At 29.1% G+C, this 18,438-nt stretch carries 17 protein-coding genes and 1 pseudogene; 10 read left to right on the top strand and 8 right to left on the bottom strand.

Annotated features, from left to right (window positions below):
* Positions 1-152 precede the first annotated feature (152 nt).
* The 3 genes from RR561_RS05215 to RR561_RS05205 all read left to right on the top strand — a co-directional run bounded on the left by RR561_RS05215 (position 153) and on the right by RR561_RS05205 (position 4,724).
* Complete coding sequence (locus RR561_RS05215; RefSeq protein WP_332506498.1) at positions 153-1,316, top strand: cell wall-binding repeat-containing protein; 1,164 nt, start codon at positions 153-155, stop codon at positions 1,314-1,316.
* A gap of 802 nt (positions 1,317-2,118) precedes the next feature.
* Positions 2,119-3,252 carry a cell wall-binding repeat-containing protein gene (locus tag RR561_RS05210; RefSeq protein WP_332506497.1) on the top strand — a complete coding sequence of 378 codons (1,134 nt, stop codon included), beginning with the start codon at positions 2,119-2,121 and terminating at the stop codon, positions 3,250-3,252.
* 482 nt (positions 3,253-3,734) lie between these two features.
* Positions 3,735-4,724, top strand: a complete 990-nt coding sequence (locus tag RR561_RS05205; protein ID WP_332506496.1) for a hypothetical protein — start codon at positions 3,735-3,737, stop codon at positions 4,722-4,724.
* A 466-nt stretch (positions 4,725-5,190) separates the two neighbouring features.
* Here the strand turns inward: RR561_RS05205 and RR561_RS05200 are convergent, their stop codons facing one another.
* The 5 genes and pseudogenes from RR561_RS05200 to RR561_RS05185 all read right to left on the bottom strand — a co-directional run bounded on the left by RR561_RS05200 (position 5,191) and on the right by RR561_RS05185 (position 7,216).
* On the bottom strand, positions 5,191-5,646 hold the full coding sequence (locus RR561_RS05200; protein WP_332506495.1) for a hypothetical protein: 456 nt from the start codon (positions 5,644-5,646) through the stop codon (positions 5,191-5,193).
* A 33-nt stretch (positions 5,647-5,679) separates the two neighbouring features.
* A pseudogene (locus RR561_RS09080) lies at positions 5,680-5,736 on the bottom strand (hypothetical protein); the annotation flags it as partial.
* 121 nt (positions 5,737-5,857) lie between these two features.
* Entirely contained in the window at positions 5,858-6,043 is a 186-nt protein-coding gene (locus RR561_RS05195) for a DNA-binding protein (RefSeq protein WP_332506494.1), read from the bottom strand.
* Positions 6,044-6,083: 40 nt separating this feature from the next.
* Complete coding sequence (locus RR561_RS05190; protein ID WP_332506493.1) at positions 6,084-6,863, bottom strand: phage antirepressor; 780 nt, start codon at positions 6,861-6,863, stop codon at positions 6,084-6,086.
* Between the two features lie 149 nt (positions 6,864-7,012).
* Positions 7,013-7,216 (bottom strand): helix-turn-helix domain-containing protein, encoded by a 204-nt coding sequence (locus RR561_RS05185; protein WP_332506492.1) that lies wholly within the window; start codon positions 7,214-7,216, stop codon positions 7,013-7,015.
* A gap of 155 nt (positions 7,217-7,371) precedes the next feature.
* On the opposite strand from RR561_RS05185, the gene RR561_RS05180 reads away from it, so the two are divergent.
* From RR561_RS05180 to RR561_RS05150, 7 genes are all read left to right on the top strand, one after another.
* Positions 7,372-7,812, top strand: a complete 441-nt coding sequence (locus RR561_RS05180) for a helix-turn-helix domain-containing protein (RefSeq protein ID WP_332506491.1) — start codon at positions 7,372-7,374, stop codon at positions 7,810-7,812.
* A gap of 3 nt (positions 7,813-7,815) precedes the next feature.
* Positions 7,816-8,280 (top strand): hypothetical protein, encoded by a 465-nt coding sequence (locus RR561_RS05175; protein ID WP_332506490.1) that lies wholly within the window; start codon positions 7,816-7,818, stop codon positions 8,278-8,280.
* Positions 8,281-8,371: 91 nt separating this feature from the next.
* Positions 8,372-9,238, top strand: coding sequence for an SHOCT domain-containing protein (locus tag RR561_RS05170; RefSeq protein ID WP_332506489.1), 867 nt, complete (start codon positions 8,372-8,374; stop codon positions 9,236-9,238).
* 74 nt (positions 9,239-9,312) lie between these two features.
* A complete protein-coding gene (locus tag RR561_RS05165; RefSeq protein WP_332506488.1) occupies positions 9,313-10,278 on the top strand; it encodes an SHOCT domain-containing protein in 966 nt (321 codons plus the stop codon).
* A 58-nt stretch (positions 10,279-10,336) separates the two neighbouring features.
* On the top strand, positions 10,337-10,903 hold the full coding sequence (locus RR561_RS05160) for a cell wall-binding repeat-containing protein (protein WP_332506487.1): 567 nt from the start codon (positions 10,337-10,339) through the stop codon (positions 10,901-10,903).
* Between the two features lie 153 nt (positions 10,904-11,056).
* Entirely contained in the window at positions 11,057-12,058 is a 1,002-nt protein-coding gene (locus RR561_RS05155; protein WP_332506486.1) for an Abi family protein, read from the top strand.
* 114 nt (positions 12,059-12,172) lie between these two features.
* The gene (locus RR561_RS05150) at positions 12,173-13,195 is read left to right on the top strand and encodes a site-specific integrase (RefSeq protein ID WP_332506485.1); all 1,023 of its coding nucleotides are present in this window, start codon (positions 12,173-12,175) and stop codon (positions 13,193-13,195) included.
* Positions 13,196-13,255: 60 nt separating this feature from the next.
* Here RR561_RS05150 and nox read toward each other — a convergent pair whose 3' ends face one another.
* The 3 genes from nox to grdC form a co-directional block, all read right to left on the bottom strand.
* Entirely contained in the window at positions 13,256-14,593 is a 1,338-nt protein-coding gene (gene nox, locus RR561_RS05145; protein ID WP_332506484.1) for a H2O-forming NADH oxidase, read from the bottom strand.
* A gap of 1,093 nt (positions 14,594-15,686) precedes the next feature.
* Complete coding sequence (gene grdD / locus RR561_RS05140; RefSeq protein ID WP_332506483.1) at positions 15,687-16,829, bottom strand: glycine/sarcosine/betaine reductase complex component C subunit alpha; 1,143 nt, start codon at positions 16,827-16,829, stop codon at positions 15,687-15,689.
* 11 nt (positions 16,830-16,840) lie between these two features.
* Entirely contained in the window at positions 16,841-18,373 is a 1,533-nt protein-coding gene (gene grdC, locus RR561_RS05135; protein ID WP_332506482.1) for a glycine/sarcosine/betaine reductase complex component C subunit beta, read from the bottom strand.
* Between the last annotated feature and the right edge of the window lie 65 nt (positions 18,374-18,438).

Genomic DNA, 18,438 nt, shown 5'->3' with positions numbered 1-18,438 from the left:
GTAGTTTACAAAATCACCGTAAACATTTTCTCTCATTTATTTTATAATTAATTCTTTTTAAATCATTCTTTTCTAAATCATATAGATTTTAATTATCCCTTGTGATATTATAAACATAAGAAAGAAATAAATATTAAAAAGGAGGTTATACCATGAAATTCAAAAAAATAATTAGTTTTTCTTTAGCTGCGTTTATAGCCCTTCCACTTCTAGGAAATATTTCTAATGCAGATACTATCAATGTGGAACGTATAGAGGGACAAAATCGTTATGAAACTTCGATTAATGTTTCGAAGGAAATCGAAGAGTCTGATTATGTTTTAATAGCAAGTGGACAAGGATATGCAGATGCTTTGATTGGTGGCACCATGGCATCACAAGAAAATGCTCCACTATTATTAACTGAGAAAAACAAACTAAGTAGTGGAATTAGTTCAGAAATAAAAAGAATTAACCCTAAAGAAATATACATTTTGGGTGGTGAGAAAGCGATTTCCAAAAAGGTAGAAAAAGAATTATTATCTTTAGGTTTCCCTGTTAGAAGGCTTCACGGAAATGATAGAGTAAAAACAGCCAAGGCTGTGTCTGAAGAAAGACTAAGACTTAGCAAACTGGAAACTGAAGGTAATAAAAATATTTTACAAGCAGGGACATATGGTTGGAATTTTCCAGATGCTCTAGTTGCTGGACCTTTTATTGGTATATATAGCTCTAATAGTGAAAATAAACAAATCAACTTAGAACTAGCTAATTTGTCACTTGAAAGAAAAAAGGATATGTATCGTGATACATATGATTGGTTCTTCGGCGGAAACGGATGTAACTCTGGTAAAACCAAATATTTTTCTGGCAAAAATAGATATGAAACATCTATATCAGTAGCAGATGGTTTTAAAAATATATTAAATAAGAATTTTGATACAATTATACTTGTTAGTGGTGAGAATTATCCAGATGCCCTATCAGCTTCTGTTTTGTCTGCCAAATATACTGCACCTATACTACTGACTCCTAGCAAAACACCATATAAAAATATTGCTAACTATATTAAAAACAACAATATTAAAAATATAATCGTTGTTGGTGGCAACAGGTCTGTAGATGAAAATGTTGTAAACTCATATGCGAAAAAATATACGACTGAATCAGATACTTCAACAGAAATTCTTGGTGGTAAAATTCATGCAAATAAAGAAAGCATGATCTATCACATGCCAGGACAGAGATACTACGGCAAAATAAAAGTAGATAACTTAGAGTTTTTCAACTCTGAAAAAGAGGCTATCGATGCTGGTTACAGAAAATCCATGGTATAAATATAACTACAGATTATAGATATTTTTAAAAACAAAATCTACTAAATTTTTGTTTTTTATATATTTAAAGGAGCCATTTATGGAAATTCTTATAACCATTTTTAATTTTTTTATTTTACTTGCTATTTTAGCTCTTATTTATTTTCTAGCTAAATTTTTTTTCAAACATTTAATAAGCAAACATAAATAAAAAACACTTGTTTATTTAGCTACTTTATAAATCCCAATATTTTATATTGGGATTTGTTTTTTTACTGATATTAGTGCCATTAAAAAGTTGTCTTGGCAAACAGATATGATACATGCTTGAAAATCTTCGAATATTATAATAATAAATATAATGCTGTTACCCGTAATAACTCTTCTTCCTACTATATTAGGTAGATGTGTAGGATTATTTGTTTTAATTAATATAATAAAAAGATTAGGAGAAAAAATAGCAAATACATAGTTGAAAACTACTGGATATATCGTAAATAATTAGAACACTTACTTTGAAATGGAGAGGGCTTTAATATTAAGTCCCTCTCCATTTTTATTTTATTTTTCCACTTATTTTTAATAAAATACTTATTTTATTTTATTAAAATTTATACTTAAGTTTTATTTTTATATATTATATCTTAATTAACAAAAATTATTTATTCAAATTTGACTAACAATATATAAAGTGCTATGTTTAAAATACAGAATATTTTTAATTTTTTGCATTTTAAGGGAGGTTATATTCTTTATATTTAAAAGGAGGTTATATTAAGGAGGTTATATTAATAAAAAATATGTTATATAAGGAGGTTGTGTAATGAAAAAAATTTTAACTCTAATTTTAGCTAGTACATTTGCAATCACGGGATTTACAGTTGGAAGTTCTTTTGCTGCAGAGAAAGGTATTTCCGAAACTCCACTATTTGTGGTTTCTAAAGATAAACCTGTTGATATGCTTTCTGCTATGCCACTAGTTAATAAAGAAAAAGGCGATATTTTATATGTTAGCAATAACGGTTTAACAAAAGAAGAAAACTTAAAAATGAAAAACTCAAGAAAGGTTATATTAATAGGTGGTGAAAACTCATTAAGAAATGAGCTTTTTAATGATATAAAAATAACAAAAAGATTATCTGGACAAAATAGATTTGATACATCTCTAAAAATATTTGAATATTATAATGATAATTATAGCACTAACCAAGTAAACCTTGTTTCTGGTAAATCATATGCAGATGCAAGCATTGTAGCTTCTAAGGATATACCTGTTCTACTTATAGATAATTATAGTAATTTAATAAATAATAAAATTAAGTCAGAGTTAGATAAATATTCACTTACTAAAACTATTATTGGTGGAGAGTCAGTAATTAATAATGAACAAAAAAAATTCTTTGAAGCTAATAGAATTGCTGGAAAAGACCGTTATGAAACAAGTAAATTATTTTCTGGAAATAATGAAAATGGATATATTGAATCAGATGATGTTTCATTTATAAATAATATAAATGATGCACATAAATCATTCATTGAAAATAAGGGTTTTATTTTAAAAAGATATAAAATAAATAAAGGTGACATTATATTTGATTTAGATCAAATAGCCAGTTCACATTCAAATCATCAAATTCTTGAATCCGGAAAAAATTTGTTAACAAATACTAATACATCAAAAAATCTTTATAAAAATTTAATGTTATTCATTAATGGTGTTGACTCTGGAAAATACAAAAAAACTTATCAAATGTATAATATAATCCTTCCTATGAAGGTATATTTTGAAGAATATGAATTGGAATTACCGTATCCAGTTAAAAGTATTGATAATTCACTCTATTTTAATTTAAATAAAGATGGAAAATATCAGGGTACATTTAAAATAAAAACTACAGATGTGCTTGCTGAAAATATATTAAATGAAATAAACAATATACTTGAAAAGGAGTTTTAATAATCTGATTAAAAATTTTTAACAAAAATTATTTCTATTGTATCAGCGTTTATTTTTGTATTTATAAATTTTTTTTCATTAGCAATGGCTCAAGGAAAAACATAATCTAACAAAGATAATATGTTTTACAACAATGGAGAAACTATTTAATCAACTGAAGAACTAAAAGATTTTGAAAAAAGTCTTTCAAAAAATAGAAATAAAAGAAGCCCTGAAAGAGATGTTTTTAATATAGATGATTTAAAATATGAACTCGATTCATATGGTATAAATGTAAGTAATTTTAAAAAAGAAGTTATAAAATCTAAAAAAAATACAGTGGATGAAGAGTATTATAAACTTTTCTTTAATAATGATGGTGTTGTAGATATATCTAATAAAGGTGAAATACTTAAAGTTCAAACATTAACTGATTCAAATTTTAAAAAAATTATATTGATAAAGAAGGTAAAGTAAGTAGCCTCGTTTTTCAGAAACCTATTATGAATAATGTATTCAATCCATATGACGCTGTAAGTGTAACTATAGATGAAAAAACTAATGTTTTACTAGGATATAGTGTTTATAAAAATAAATTTGAATATAAAGGAGATATAATTTCAGAAGATTCCGCTATTAATAATTCAATTTCTAATGCTAAAAATTTTAACTCTAATAGCGAAGTGATAGGCAAAAGATTAACAGTAATAAAACCTAAAGATCGTACACTTGATAATTCAAGCGATAGTCTTATGTTAGCTTATCAAATAGATTTTGAAGACATTGTGATTTTCATTGATGCATCTAATGGAAATTATATTGGAAATACTACTAAAAAGAATAAAAAGGAAGCCCAATCTTTTTCTGACGAAGGACTTTGGAATGCTGGATACTCTGGAAATATGGCCGCTGGTGGTCTAAAACAAATGGATTATAATGTTACTAAAAATTTAAAAGCATATACTTTTAAAAATGGGAATGTAGATCAATTAAAAAATTTTATAGAAACTGGAGATGGGGGCAAAGCAATGTTTGTTAACTGCCATGGAAATCCTTATAGTTTAGCGAACACTAGAAATAATTGGTCACTTAATATTGATCAAATTAAAAACCCTAGAGTATTTAGATTTGTATTTTTGAATTCATGTAAAGGTGCTTACTATGATAATTGGGCTAGAAAATTTGGTATAAAACCTGGTGAATGGGGAGCATTTTTAGGATGGACAGATAATGTTTACACAATAGATTCTGTATTGTTCCCTGAAAGATTTTGGAAATATGCAGATGGAAGAAGACCAATCTATAGGGCTATGCAAATGGCAAAAGATGAAATGCCATCTACATATACAACTAATGCAGGTGGAGGTGGTGCAACCGGTACACCTGGTGAAGAAGGATATATACCTTCAGGAACTCATTTTGTATCACAAAAGCCTTTACCAATAAGATTTATAGGAAGTAAAGATACAGATGCATCTGGAAGAATATATTAAGATTTAATTATATATATATTGAATTTAGCATGTTTTAGAAAAAGGGGAGATAAATTTATCCCCCCTTTTCTATTTAAAGTCATTTATTTAGTACATATCTTGCTGTCTCGAATCTATTCTCCCCTTGTCCACCAACATAAATCATATTATAATCTTTTTCAGTTCCATCATCTCTAAAGTATTCTAGACCTTTCATTTTTGCTATATACTCAGCAGTTATTTTATCACCTTACTTTGTAAATCCTAAACATGATGTAAGAACTGATATATTAAATGAATTAAAGAGATGAAATATTAATAGAGTTTATGTTATGGGATATTATAATATGTTAGATAAAAGTGCGGATAATACTTTTAAATCTAAGGTAATAAGAATTGAAAAGTTGTATGGATAAGTTGGTTATAATATAGGTAATATTATTTTCAATGATGGCTTATATTTAGAAATATATAAGGGTTATAAATACTATTCAGGATATTCTTCTTTAAATTTTTTAGCATTAAAGTTATTTCTAACCGTAGTTTTCCAAGTTATTTTATAATCCCCTAAAACTGCTCTATCATTTTCTTTCATCTCTTTTTGAAAAATCTGTTCTATTTCTTTTATTTTATTCTCTATACTTTTCTTTTCCTCTTTTAGTTTAAAATAGTTTTCAATCTTTTCCCTACCATTATTTAAATACTCCAGATTTATTTTTTCTCCATTTGAATCTTTATATTTATTTCTTAGGTAATCACTATATTGATTTGAACCATCTGGCAGTGGCATACTATCTCCAGTTATATACTTTTCCCAAAATTTTTCTTCTATTTTCATCAGATATTCAATTGTTTCTTCATCTCTTAATAAAGTATGAATTTTAAATTCTTGGTTTCCTATTAATACCGCTACATAGCATTTTTCAGCTCCTGTTACTGCCATATAATGCATACATTGTATTTCATAATGTGGAGGTATGCCTTCCTCCCATTCTTTAGATGCATAGCTATTAGTAGTCTTACACTCTAGTATTCTCTTTCCTCTTCAAAATCTATATCGCTTAATTTAATGTCTTCTAGTCTATACTTTTCTACAAGATCTGTTAGTTTATCCCTATCCATGTTCCTATCCTCCCAACCATTTTTTATCTTGCTTAAATCTTTGAATCTAGCCCCAATCTTTCTAATAGATATTTTCTAGGTGTCTTCCCTTGAATAGTCATATATCCCTTTTCTTTAAGCTCTTTATTGCATTGTCTTATTATCTTGTATGCACTGCTTTGTGACGAGCTTGTTAATTTCATTACTTCTTTATGTTCTATATAGTATTTTTCTTCCATTTTACGTCCTCCTGTTTGGAATCGTTTCCTCTTTATTTTTCTAATTTTGTTCAATTCTAGGGTATATTCCGTTTTCCCTTAATTTTTCATATAAAAATAATCTCCCTTTCTGTGTCCACTTTGTATTCATTACTATTTTTGTACTTCCATCTTCAAGTGGTAAATCTATTGTTTCAGAGTGCGTATATCCTTTATTTTGATACTTAGCATAAAGTAACCACTGTCCTGATTGCTTGTATTGCACTTTTAGTTGATGTAACTTTTCGTTCATGCTTCTGCCAGCCATTCCATAATCCTTAGCAATTTGACTTATAGTTACAAGTCCGTTATTTTTCAATATTCTATCTGTATAATCAGCACTTGGCTTTAATTCTGCAATCTGCTGATCTTTGATTTTATTCTCTACTACTAGCTTTTTATTTGACTCTTTCTCTTCTTTTAATTGAGTTGCTAGTTTTATTAGAAAATCAGGACTGGTAAGAGCTTCTTCTAGTGCATTTTCCGTCATGTATGCTCCATGTTTTCTAATAGAAGGTATTACCTCGTGAGTTATCCATCTTTTAAACTCTTTAGCACTCTTTTTTCTGCTTGATAATATCAAGTTGTAAAGCCCATATTCATTAACTATATTTGACTCCCCTTGTCGACCTAAGTTAAACTTAGAGCGTTCATCTTCATCTAATCCATTAACTGCAACTGTAGCATTTGATAGTTCTAAACTCTTACATATATCCGTAGCAACAAACCAAGGGGCTCCATCTTTTTCTAAAACTCTTATTTCTCCAAACTCGTTATTGTTAAAAATCTTTAATTCGTTCATTTTCTACCTCCATAAAATTAATCATTATTTAAATCAATTACATTGAAAGGGTCTGTCACATCCTTATTGACTGCCCAAGCTAAAAACTCCTCTACTGTATATATTTTCATGATATACCTCCTTAACTAAATAGAATTAAATTCTACTTATTATTTAAAATTTTTAAAAGCAAAATCTACGAAATCAATCGGTATGTCATAAGCCTTACATATTACATCTTGTTTTTCTGGATTTACTTTCCAAGGTTCTTTTTCCCACTTTATTAAAGTAGAATGGCTTATACCAAGTTCTTTAGAAGCTTCTTTTATTGTCAGCCCAGCATTAACTCTTGCTGCTTTTAGTGAAATCGACATCCTATTCATCCCCTTTCTTCTAAGTTATAAGTCAAGCATGCTAGAATTTAATTCTACTGTCAATGCTTTTTTTAGAATTAAATTCTATATTTTTTTATTTTCCATTGACTTTTTTGGAATATAATTCTATAATCATCTTAAAGGAGTTGATTATTATGTCAGATACAAAAAAGAATATTAGCTCAAATCTAAAGAGATTGATGAATGAAAACAACATCAATAACAGTGAGCTATCTAAAAAATTAGGAGTGAGCGAAAGCACAGTTGGGAAATGGCTTTTAGAAAAATCAGTACCTCGAATGGGGGTTATAGAGCAGATAGCTTCACTATTTAACGTTCAAAAGTCAGATATACTTGAGCAATATAAAAGTAACAACACAACAGAAGATATAATAACAAAAGATAAATACTTATTGTTATCTAAGTACAATTCATTAAATGTAATCGGCAAGAAAGAAGCTTTGAAAAGAGTCTCAGAGTTGACTGAAATCGATAAATACACTACTGAACTTACTTTAGCAGCGCATAATGATGATACAAGCGAAGATCAAATAGACTTGATGATAAAAGACTTTGAGGAAATGGACAAGTGGTAATTTATGACTTTGTATGAGCATCTTTTGGAGGAAGCATATCAGGAAGGAATAATGGTAAGAGAAGTATCATTAAATAGTAACGCTGCTGGACTATATATGAATAATAAAATAGCTATAAACAAGAAAGTTTCCACAACAAGTGAGAATACATGTATTTTAGCTGAAGAGTTAGGCCATCATCATTCATCATACGGAAACATTATTGATTACAACAATATTGAAAATATTAAACAAGAACGTTTAGCTAGAAAATTAGCATATGACAAACTCATTGACTTAAATATGATTGCTGGCTTAGTAATCAACGATAATTTAAATAAATTTGAAATAATAGAAAAACTAAATGTGACAGAAGAATTTTTTAATGAAGCAGTAGAATACTATTCTCAAAAATTTGGAGTCTACAAAGAATTTGAAAACTATTCTATTATTTTTTATCCACATTTATCTATTTTTAAAAAAATTTGAAAAATTTAAAAAAGGAGAATGACAAATTCTAAAATTAATTAATAATAACTTGTATCAAATAAAAGTATAATCATTTTTGGAGGATTTATCATTGAAAAAAATAAGCTCAGAAGATTTGAAACAATTAAAAGAACTCTTAGATCAAGGTATAATAACTGAGAAAGAATTCGAAATAAAGAAAAATGAATATTTAAATGGATTTAATGAAGGCCACAATGAAAAAAAAGATATATCTTCAAATACTGAAGTCTATAATAAAGATAAAAATACTCCTCAAGGCTGCTTTAAAGTAGGATGTTTCAGTATTCTAGGTATTTTTATCTTCCTAACAATAATTCCTTTAATTTTTGGAGGGTTGGAAAAAGAAAACAAATCAAATTCTCCCAAGGTCCCAAATAAAAATATCATTGAAAATAAACAAAACAAAAATTCTAATGCAACAGCCCCTTCCAACGTTTCAGATAAAAATATGATTGGGGATAAACAGAATAAAAATTTTAATATAATATATGACGCCAAAAAATATGCTTCCAAAGATAAGGAAACCGTTATTTCAAGTTTTGGATCTCCTAATGACACAGATAACTTTAACTGGACCTCTAATACAAATAATAAAAAATATAATATTAATACGCTCATATACAAAGTAAATAATATTAGCTATGAATTTTGGATATATGATAATAAAGTAGTTAGAGTTCGAATAGAATCCGAGCCAGATAGTGTAATTGATTTTTATAACAATGACCCTTTAGAAATACTAGGATTAGATGAAGGATATTATGGTTCAAAGAAGTTCCCACTAGGAATTCAATATGCTTTTAAAAGCTATAATATGCCAGATGGTTACCCAGACTCTATAAAATTTATGGATTTAGAAGATTCAAAAAAAGACAATGAGAAAATAGGGCACGCCACTCTAATACAAATAACGTATTATAGTCTTATTGCTGGATAGTTATGCTATAAAATATAACTTGCACAACTCAAATTAATATACAAAAACTTTATTTTAAAAAGGAGAATAATAAAATGAAAAAAAACAAATGGAATATAGCATTTAAAGTGTCCTTTTTCTTTGCTATTGTGTACGTAGTTTTATACATAGTCTCAGATCCTGCATTCTTAAGTGCTGCAGTAGTATTTGGATTGCTTTCAGCGTTCTTTTTTTATAAATCTAAATCAACTAATAAAACAAATAGTTCAGGTAATATAATTACTTCCAAAGCAAACTTATGCCCTATTTGCAATGAATTTAATGATAAAAATCTAATAAAGATAGCTGATGGAGAAATTTGTTATAGTTGTTATAAAAAAATAAATGACAATATGATAACTCCTGAAAACTTCAAGAAATCAAAAAATATGCTAACTCTAGATACTGCAAAAGATATTTTAAATGAAAAAGATATTATCTCAAGTAAAGGTTTTAAACCTGTTGTTAAGTACTCGACATTTTCTGCAGATACTAAATCTGGATTATTCAGAGTAAATCAGTTGTTTGATATTAACAAAAGTAAATCAGAAAATCAAGCAGAGTGTACCTATGAATTCAGCAAAATTTTATCATATGATGTGGTCGAAGATGGAGTTACAATAACATCTGGAGGACTTGGTCGAGCGGCTATTGGGGCTATAACTTTTGGAGGTATAGGAGCTATAGTAGGCTCAGTTACTGGTGCTAAAAAACAGAGGAAATACGTTGATAATCTTAAAATAATTGTTAATATGGACAATGTTTATACTCCAGTTATAAGGATTCCTATCTTACAGAAAAAAACAAAAACATCATCAAATAAATATAGACAAGCAACTGAAGATGTAGAAAACATCATCTCTATACTCGAAAATCAAGTCAAAAAACTTGAAAAAAATAATAATATAAATAATACTAAAAGCATTGCAGATGAAATTAGAGATTTTAAAACACTTTTTGACGATGGGATTATAACAAGTGAAGAGTTTGAACAAAAGAAAAAAGATTTATTAGGAATATAACTTAAAATCAGATTATTTTCAATTTATTAAATAGTATATTTTATGAGGAGGTCTTGTAATGAATAAAAAATTTATCAAATCATTAACTTTATCAATGGCACTCCTCTTTACTTCATCTATTTCAGTATTTGCAGATATGAATGTATCAAGGATTTCTGGATACGACAGGTACGAAACATCAGTAAATGCTAATAAAAAATATATGAATAAAGCAAACGGTAACCTTGCTGTAATAGCAAGTGGAAATGATTTTAAAACAGCCTTATACGGTGGCCAATTCTCATCAGCTTTAAATGTACCTTACTTTGTAAATCCTAAACATGGTATAAGAACTGATATATTAAATGAATTAAAGAGGTTAAAAGTTAATAGAATTTATATTATGGGAGATTATAATATATTAGATAAAAGTGTAGATAATACATTAAAATCTAAGGGTATAAAAGTTGAAAGATTAGATGAAGAGATTGACTATGATGTAGACAATATTATTTTTAATACTTTTCATTACGGAGAAAATAAAGGCGATATAGGCATGGGTGCTTTCATTAACGATGAAAAATTTCCTGATTTATTATCAGTAATACCATTATCCTCATCATTAACTAGAAATGTAGAAAATTAATTAAAAAATATAAGGTATAAGGTAATCTACGAAAATAATTAATATGGAAAATATTATTATAAATGTATAAAACTAACGGCTTGACTTTTTTTTTTATAAGTGCTATAATTTTTTTAAAGATTAACCTTATATCCTCAAGGGGAATAAGGAACAATGAACAGATTAAGCCTAATCCTTATGTGGGGTTGGGCATTTTTTTTGGAGGTTAACATGGCAAATGAAAAACCATTTAAAACAACAAATCAAATGTTGAAAATATTAAGAAACCGCAACCTAATCATTAAAAATGGTTCTGAGGCAAAAAGATTCTTAGAAAGGGAAAACTACTATTGTGTAATAAATGGATACAAAGACTTATTTTTAGATAAAGATAGATCTTCGAGTGAAGATTATTATAAAGATGGTTCAAGTATATTTGAAATTTTCGAATTATTTAAAATGGATAGAGAATTAAGGAATATACTGCTCCCTGAATTAATAAAATTTGAAAGCTTTATTAAAACTAGTGTAGCATATTATTTTCATGAATCATATCCAGATAAAAACTCATATTTAGCATTTGAAAACTATACATCTGATACTAAAAAAACTAAAGATATACTACTCGTGATATCTGTATTATCAAGTAATATTTCTAAGCAAAAGAAAAATGCTGTAACATACTATATAGAAAAGTATCAACACTGTCCTCTTTGGGTTTTAACAAATTATTTAACTTTCGGAAATATTTCAAAATTATATAAAGTATGCGAATCATCAGTAAGGTTACAAATAGCAAAAGAAGTCTCAAGGCATTACTATAATAATTATAAGACTAAAATTCATATTTCAGCTGAAATGCTAGATGAATGTTTAGGCGTTGCTGTTATGTTAAGAAATGTATGCGCTCATGATGAAAGGCTTTATAACTATAAGACTAGATTTAAAGAAGGATCTTTAGAGCGTTCTTTAAATTATGATAAATTAAGAAACAAAAACATATTTTCCATTGTTGTACTGCTAAAGCTGTTTCTACCTAAGAATGAATATAAAATGTTCTTAAAAAAGCTTGAAAATTTTATTCATACGTATAATACCAGCTTCACTACCATTTCTATAGATGATATCATAAATGCAATTGGATATGATCAGAATTGGATTGATAAGAATAAATAAAAAGAAGTAGTCTCAAGTTTGACCGCATGAACTACTTCTTATATCTATCACAGGCCTTTCATTAGGCTATTTTGTGATACCTATATTATAACATAAAGGTAGGTGTAAATAAACATGACTCAATATAAAGATACCACAACTAATACCTGGTACTGTAAATTTAGGTATAAAGATTATAAAGGTGAATCAAAACAAAAATTTAAACGTGGATTTAAAACAAAAAGAGAAGCTAAAGAATGGGAAATTAATTATCTTAATGAAAATATAAAAAATATGTATGTATTGGATGCTATCGAAGAATACTTTGCATATATATCAACTAGACTTAGAGAAAATACTATTCAAAATAAAAAATGGTATGCAAAGAATCTCTCTTTACTACATGGATTAACTATCAATCAAGTTACCCCTAAAATTATTTTATTTTGGCAAGAGGACCTCTCTAAGAATGGGAAAGCAAATAAAACTATAAATCAGTCTACTAATATACTGTATAGTGTGTTTAACCATAATAATAAAATATATAATACTATTTATAATCCCGTAAAGACTATATCTAAGCTACCAACGGAAACTAAAGAAAAACAAGTATGGACAAAAGAGTATTTTGATAAATTTCTAGACTATGTAACAGATCCTGAAAAAATTATCGCATATAAGATACTTTTTTATACAGGTATTAGATATGGAGAGCTACTAGGACTTACTATAGAAGATATATACGATACATATATAGATATTAACAAAGCCTATAATTATAGGCAAAAGAGAATGGATAAAACTAAAAATCAGCAATCGGTTAGGAAAGTTCTTATACCATCTTGGTTATATAAAGAGATTATGAGCTATATTGATACCTTATATAAACCAAACAAAAAAATGCAGTTATTTTCTCATCCAACTAACACATGGTTACAAACAAATTTAATGAAAATATGCAAAGATAATAATTTAAAACATATCCGAGTACATGACCTTAGACATTCTCATGCTACAATGCTGATTAATAATGGTATTGATATTATGATTGTATCAAAAAGACTTGGTCATAAAAATATTTCTACAACCATAAATACCTATGCACATCTTTATGAAACAAGGCACCAAGAAGTTATAGATTTTTTAGAAAAATTATAAAATGGTATCAAAATGGTATCAGCCGAGGGAAACCCTCGGCTGAACATATTGAAATTACTATTACTTGGCACTTAATGCAGCCATTGTAATATAGTTGTATGGCTGGTTAAAGTGAGGAAGGAAGAATATATCCAACAGTGCCAATCTTTCTATTGTTACCTTTTCTTGTATAGCTAATGAGAACATGTGTATACCCATTGACATATCATATTCTGATGCCATCTGAGCACCTAACACTACTCTAGTCTTCTTATCATATACTATTCTTATCTTAACTTCTGGATTAGTAGTTTCGATAAATCCAGGCTTCTGAGTATCTTCGAAATCAGTGTATTCAACGTCTAAGCCTAATTTTTCGGCCTTAGATACTGTAATACCTGTTGATACCATCTTTAAGTCATATATATTAATACCGTTAGATCCCTGTACACCGATAGACTCTAGCTCAGTTCCACCAGCATTATGAGCTGCTACAATACCACTTCTTACAGCGTTAGTAGCTAAAGCAATATAGTTTGTATTGTCTATTGAGTTATCATATACAGTTGCACAATCACCTATAGCATATACATCCTTAACACTAGTTTCTTGCTTCTTATTTACTAGGTATGATCCATTCTTGAATAATTCTAGCTTATCTTTACCTAAAGCGTTGTTTGGTCTAAATCCTATAGAAAGGATAACCATGTCTGCTTCTATTTCCTTCTTATCAGTTACTACTGAACTTACCTTTCCATTAGTACCCTTGATTTCCTTTACAGCCTGATTAAATTCTAGATTTATACCATGGTCTGATAGGTTCTTCTTCATAAGGTCAGTGAATGGCTTGTCATAGTAAGCTGGTAGGCAAGTGTCAGCTATATCCACCATAGTAACATTCTTGTGATGTCTTTCGAATGCTTCTGCAAGTTCAACACCTATATATCCAGCACCAACAACTACAACATTCTTAATTTCAGGATGCTGAAGTTTTTCTATTACTTCTTGAGCGTTCTGGAATAACTTAACTTGCTGAACATTTTCCAAGTCCTTACCTGGTATATTTGGTACTATTGGAAGTGATCCTGTACCTAGTATTAACTTATCATAATTATCTTCTATTTCTGTTCCATCTTTCAATCTAACAAATACTTTTTTGTTATCGAAATCTATATTGTGAACTTCAGCCTCCATATGAACCTTAGCTCCTTGCTTTTCAAATTCTTCCTTAGAAGCATAGAAAAGACCATCTGGCTTAGAAATCTGATTACCTATCCATAGAGCCATACCACATCCTAGAAATGATATATTACTATTCTTATCATATACTACTACCTCATCGTTTGGATAGTTTGCTAATAAAGTTCTTGTTGCTGCTGTACCACCGTGATTTGCGCCTATAATTATTACTTTACTCATGTATTCTTCCTCCAGTTAAATATAATTTTATTAATTAATTGTTTGTTAATTATTTTTTATGGAATATTAATAAAAGACTTAATTTTTTATTATATCTAATTTAATATTGCCTTATAGTTTAATATTTACCCAAGAAATTGTTTTCTTAACATATTTTTAATATATTTTTAACGTTTTTTTGTTATTATTTTTTATGTCTCTTTGTCAAACACTTTAAAATATTGTTATTTCAACGTTTTAACAGATAATATATTATGAAATCTTTTTATTATTTTTCAAACTATCCTTAATATTTTTTAATTAAGAATCACATATTAATCAATTTTAGATACGATTTTTAATTAGATAATTATTTTTCTATCTATCTTTTTTTAAAGCAAAACAAATATTTTACTTTTTTTATTTTTCACTCTATAAAATCACTTTCAAAATAGAAAGTTTCGAATTCAATTTAATAGCAATTTTAAATAATATTAATAGTAATTATAAAATGAAACATTTCCAAATTATATATATTCTAATACTAGCAATGATACTTGTACTGTGTTTTGATAGTTACAACAAAAACTACTCTCAAAGTTACTATAAAATCCATTTCATAAAATGTATTGCATAAAAGGATTCGAAGCTTAAAAAACTAAAATATACTAACTTTGGATGCGAAATTTTTAATTTTGGAGAAAGATGTTTTACATGTATTTGCCAAAAAATTCTCCAAAGAAAAAATTAAATAATAACTACATTGAAAAGAAACTCGAAATTGTTGCTACAACAAGAAATTTGAATGTTATTAGCCAGCTATACAATCTCATATAGGAGTTACTACTTTTCTTATAAAATATAAATATTTTACCACTCAAAGCCTCTAAATAATATGCATTTGATAATTTCTTTTATAGTGTATCATATTAGTATTATTCAATACAAGCAAATATAATTCATTATATAGTATTAACTCTACAACTAAATCTTTATTAATAGCTAGAATAAAAATAAGGATATAATTTCTATAGATTTAGTGTTTATAATATAAATGCCGCAGAAATTTATATTTCTGCGGCATTTATTTGATTTATATTAAGTTCATTTATTTTTACTTTACGAAATCATTCTTTCTTAAAACGTCTACTGCCTTATCCACATTTGCAGTAGAAACCATTACTACAGGTCCAGTACAACCCATACCACTCTCTGCATATATAGATTCTTTCCATAGTGACTTTACAGCATCTTCAAGGTCAAGTATATCTACCCCTGTTATAGCTTCAGTAACTACTTCTTTTTCTGGAGCCTTTACTTCTTCAGTAGCTTCTTTAGGTGCTTTCTTAGCCTTTAATTCTTCTATTTCTTTATCTAGGCCGCACTTAACTGCTTTTTTGTACTCATCTCTAGCAACTACATTTACTTCACCCTTTACTATGTCATATGCATATTTTAGGGCATTAGCAACTACTGGAGAACCACTTGCTCTTGATAATATAAGAACTCTTCTATCATAGTCTTCACCTATTCCAGGTCCATATCCATATCCCTGAGCTTCAAAATCTCCACCTGTATTAAATGAAGAGAATACCTTCATAAGTAAATTACCAGTAAGAGTGTCAGTTACCATTACATCAGGAACACCTATTAATAGATCATTCCCTCTCATAACAGCTCCACCATCTGCTCTCATCGATTCAGCAAAGTCAAAGTCATACCCATTATCCTTTAGGTTTATAAGTATTTTTTCAACCTGTCTAGCACCGTCAAGATTTAATATGCCTACTGTAGGTTTTTTCTTTCCACAAGCCTTTGCAGTAGCTATACCATAGATTGCATTTCTTGTCATAGCCTCTACTCTATCAGTAGCAGATGTACCTGTTGTAGTCGCTAAGAACATCTCACGTCCTCTTCCTGGAGCTACTACTCTACCTACTGTAGATACACCTATTGGGAAATTGTAGTGCATAGTTACACAGGCATCAATCTCTTTTGCATCTAATAGTTCTTCCATCTTCTTATACATTTCATCTTCAGTTTCAACTTCATAAGACTTAAAGTCTTCATCTCCCTTACCGATTAGAACTATTTCAAACATACCATTATTGGCAAGTCTCGCCCCTTGAATTAGATTTTCACTACCATGTTCGCTTCCAAGTGTAGTTAGACCTACTTTAATTTTCTTTCCAAAGTTGCCAGATTCTATTGCATCTGCAACTTCTAACAATGCGTCAGATATTAATTTATTAGACATATCTACACCCCCTATTCTTCTATCATATCTAGGGCAATATTTCTCATTGATTCTGCTATTATCTTTCTTATCTCATCCTTAGATATTGAAGAAGTTTCCTCTTCTACGCCTGGGTTTCTTTCTACTACAAAAGATATACCATCAAATAAGTTTGTCATTCTTCCTAAGAACAAACTACCCTTACCAACTATCATAGCTCTATTTCTATCACCAGTAGTCAAATCATCCATCATAAATCCTACATAAGGAACTCCTGAAGGAATATGTCCCTGTGTTGGAGCCCAACCTGGTAGACCATGTTCAGCGATAAAGCTCTTTAACTGCTTCTTTTCTATTTCTCCTCTAGTAGCTGCTAGGGCCCCTATCATCTTATAGTTTGCTTCTGGAACATTACCTGCACCAGCTGGCTTTGTAATATCTGGATTTTGCATTTCTACTGAGTATATATCTACATCTGGAATCTTTAGTCCTACTCTATCTAGTCCCTGAGTAATAAGAGATGTCATAACAGCCTGAGGAGCTGATCCAGTACCTACTGTATGCTTACCAACTAAATCAGTTCTAATAATTGGATGAACACCATCGTTTTCTGAAACTAATACTGCAAATCCTCCTACAACGTCCTCTAATACTGGAAGACCCTTCTTTAGATGATCCTTAGCATTCATACCTAGCTTTGCAGATGCACCACCAGCCACTACCATAACGTTTTTATGAACGCCTGATTTAACTAGAGCTGCTGCATTTATCAAAGCATGAGATGGAGCCGCACAGAATCCTCTTGTATCTGATCCACTTGCATGAGTCAGACCAACCATTTCAGCTATAGCCTTTGCAAAGTTTCCTCCGCCTCTTTGGTTCATATCTCCGCAAGCCTCTTCAGAGCATTCTATTACATAGTCTATCTCTTCTCTATGAACGCCTGAACTTCTAAGCAATTCTAAAGCAGATACAACACCAGATGCCTTAACTACTAGGTTTTCAAGCATAGTATGAGCACTTAAATTTACATCTACATCATGAGCTCTCTTTACATATCCTACCAACTTATGTTCAAAGTATAATCCTTCTGCTACATGGTTGTCTAAAAGCTCTTGAGCATTAGATATATCTTCACCCTTAAGATGGTTGAAGAATGGCTCTAACTCTTTGTAGTTCTCTTCCATAGTAGATCTGATGCCATTGACAAATTCTTCTGAAAGTTTTACAAGCTCGAATGCATCACATATCTGCATCAAAGCTAAAAACTCATCTTCTGGAACTATCTGACCAAATTTACCATGTCTTTCACCCTTGTGCTCTATTTCACACCAAGGAAGCTTCTTATCAGCTAAGAACTCTGGTCTTACATTTCCTATATACACCTGATTTGGAATATAGTTTACTACCTCTTCATAACTTCTTATCTTGCTATCGATCTCTTTTAAAAACTCAGAATCTGGGTTAATTTCCTGTTCAACAGTACAAGTAGTACCATTCTTAATTATCATGTCAGGAGTATGTACCAAAACATATCCTGCTCCTCTGAATACTGGGAATGACATAATATTACCTCCAAATTTAATAATATATTCATATATTAATATTGGTACACCTAGAAAAGTTAGAT

Source organism: Peptostreptococcus sp., assembly GCF_036639115.1.
Classification (GTDB): domain Bacteria; phylum Bacillota; class Clostridia; order Peptostreptococcales; family Peptostreptococcaceae; genus Peptostreptococcus.
The sequence above is the reverse complement of the archived record's forward strand: the minus strand, read 5'-3'. Positions and strand labels throughout refer to the sequence as shown.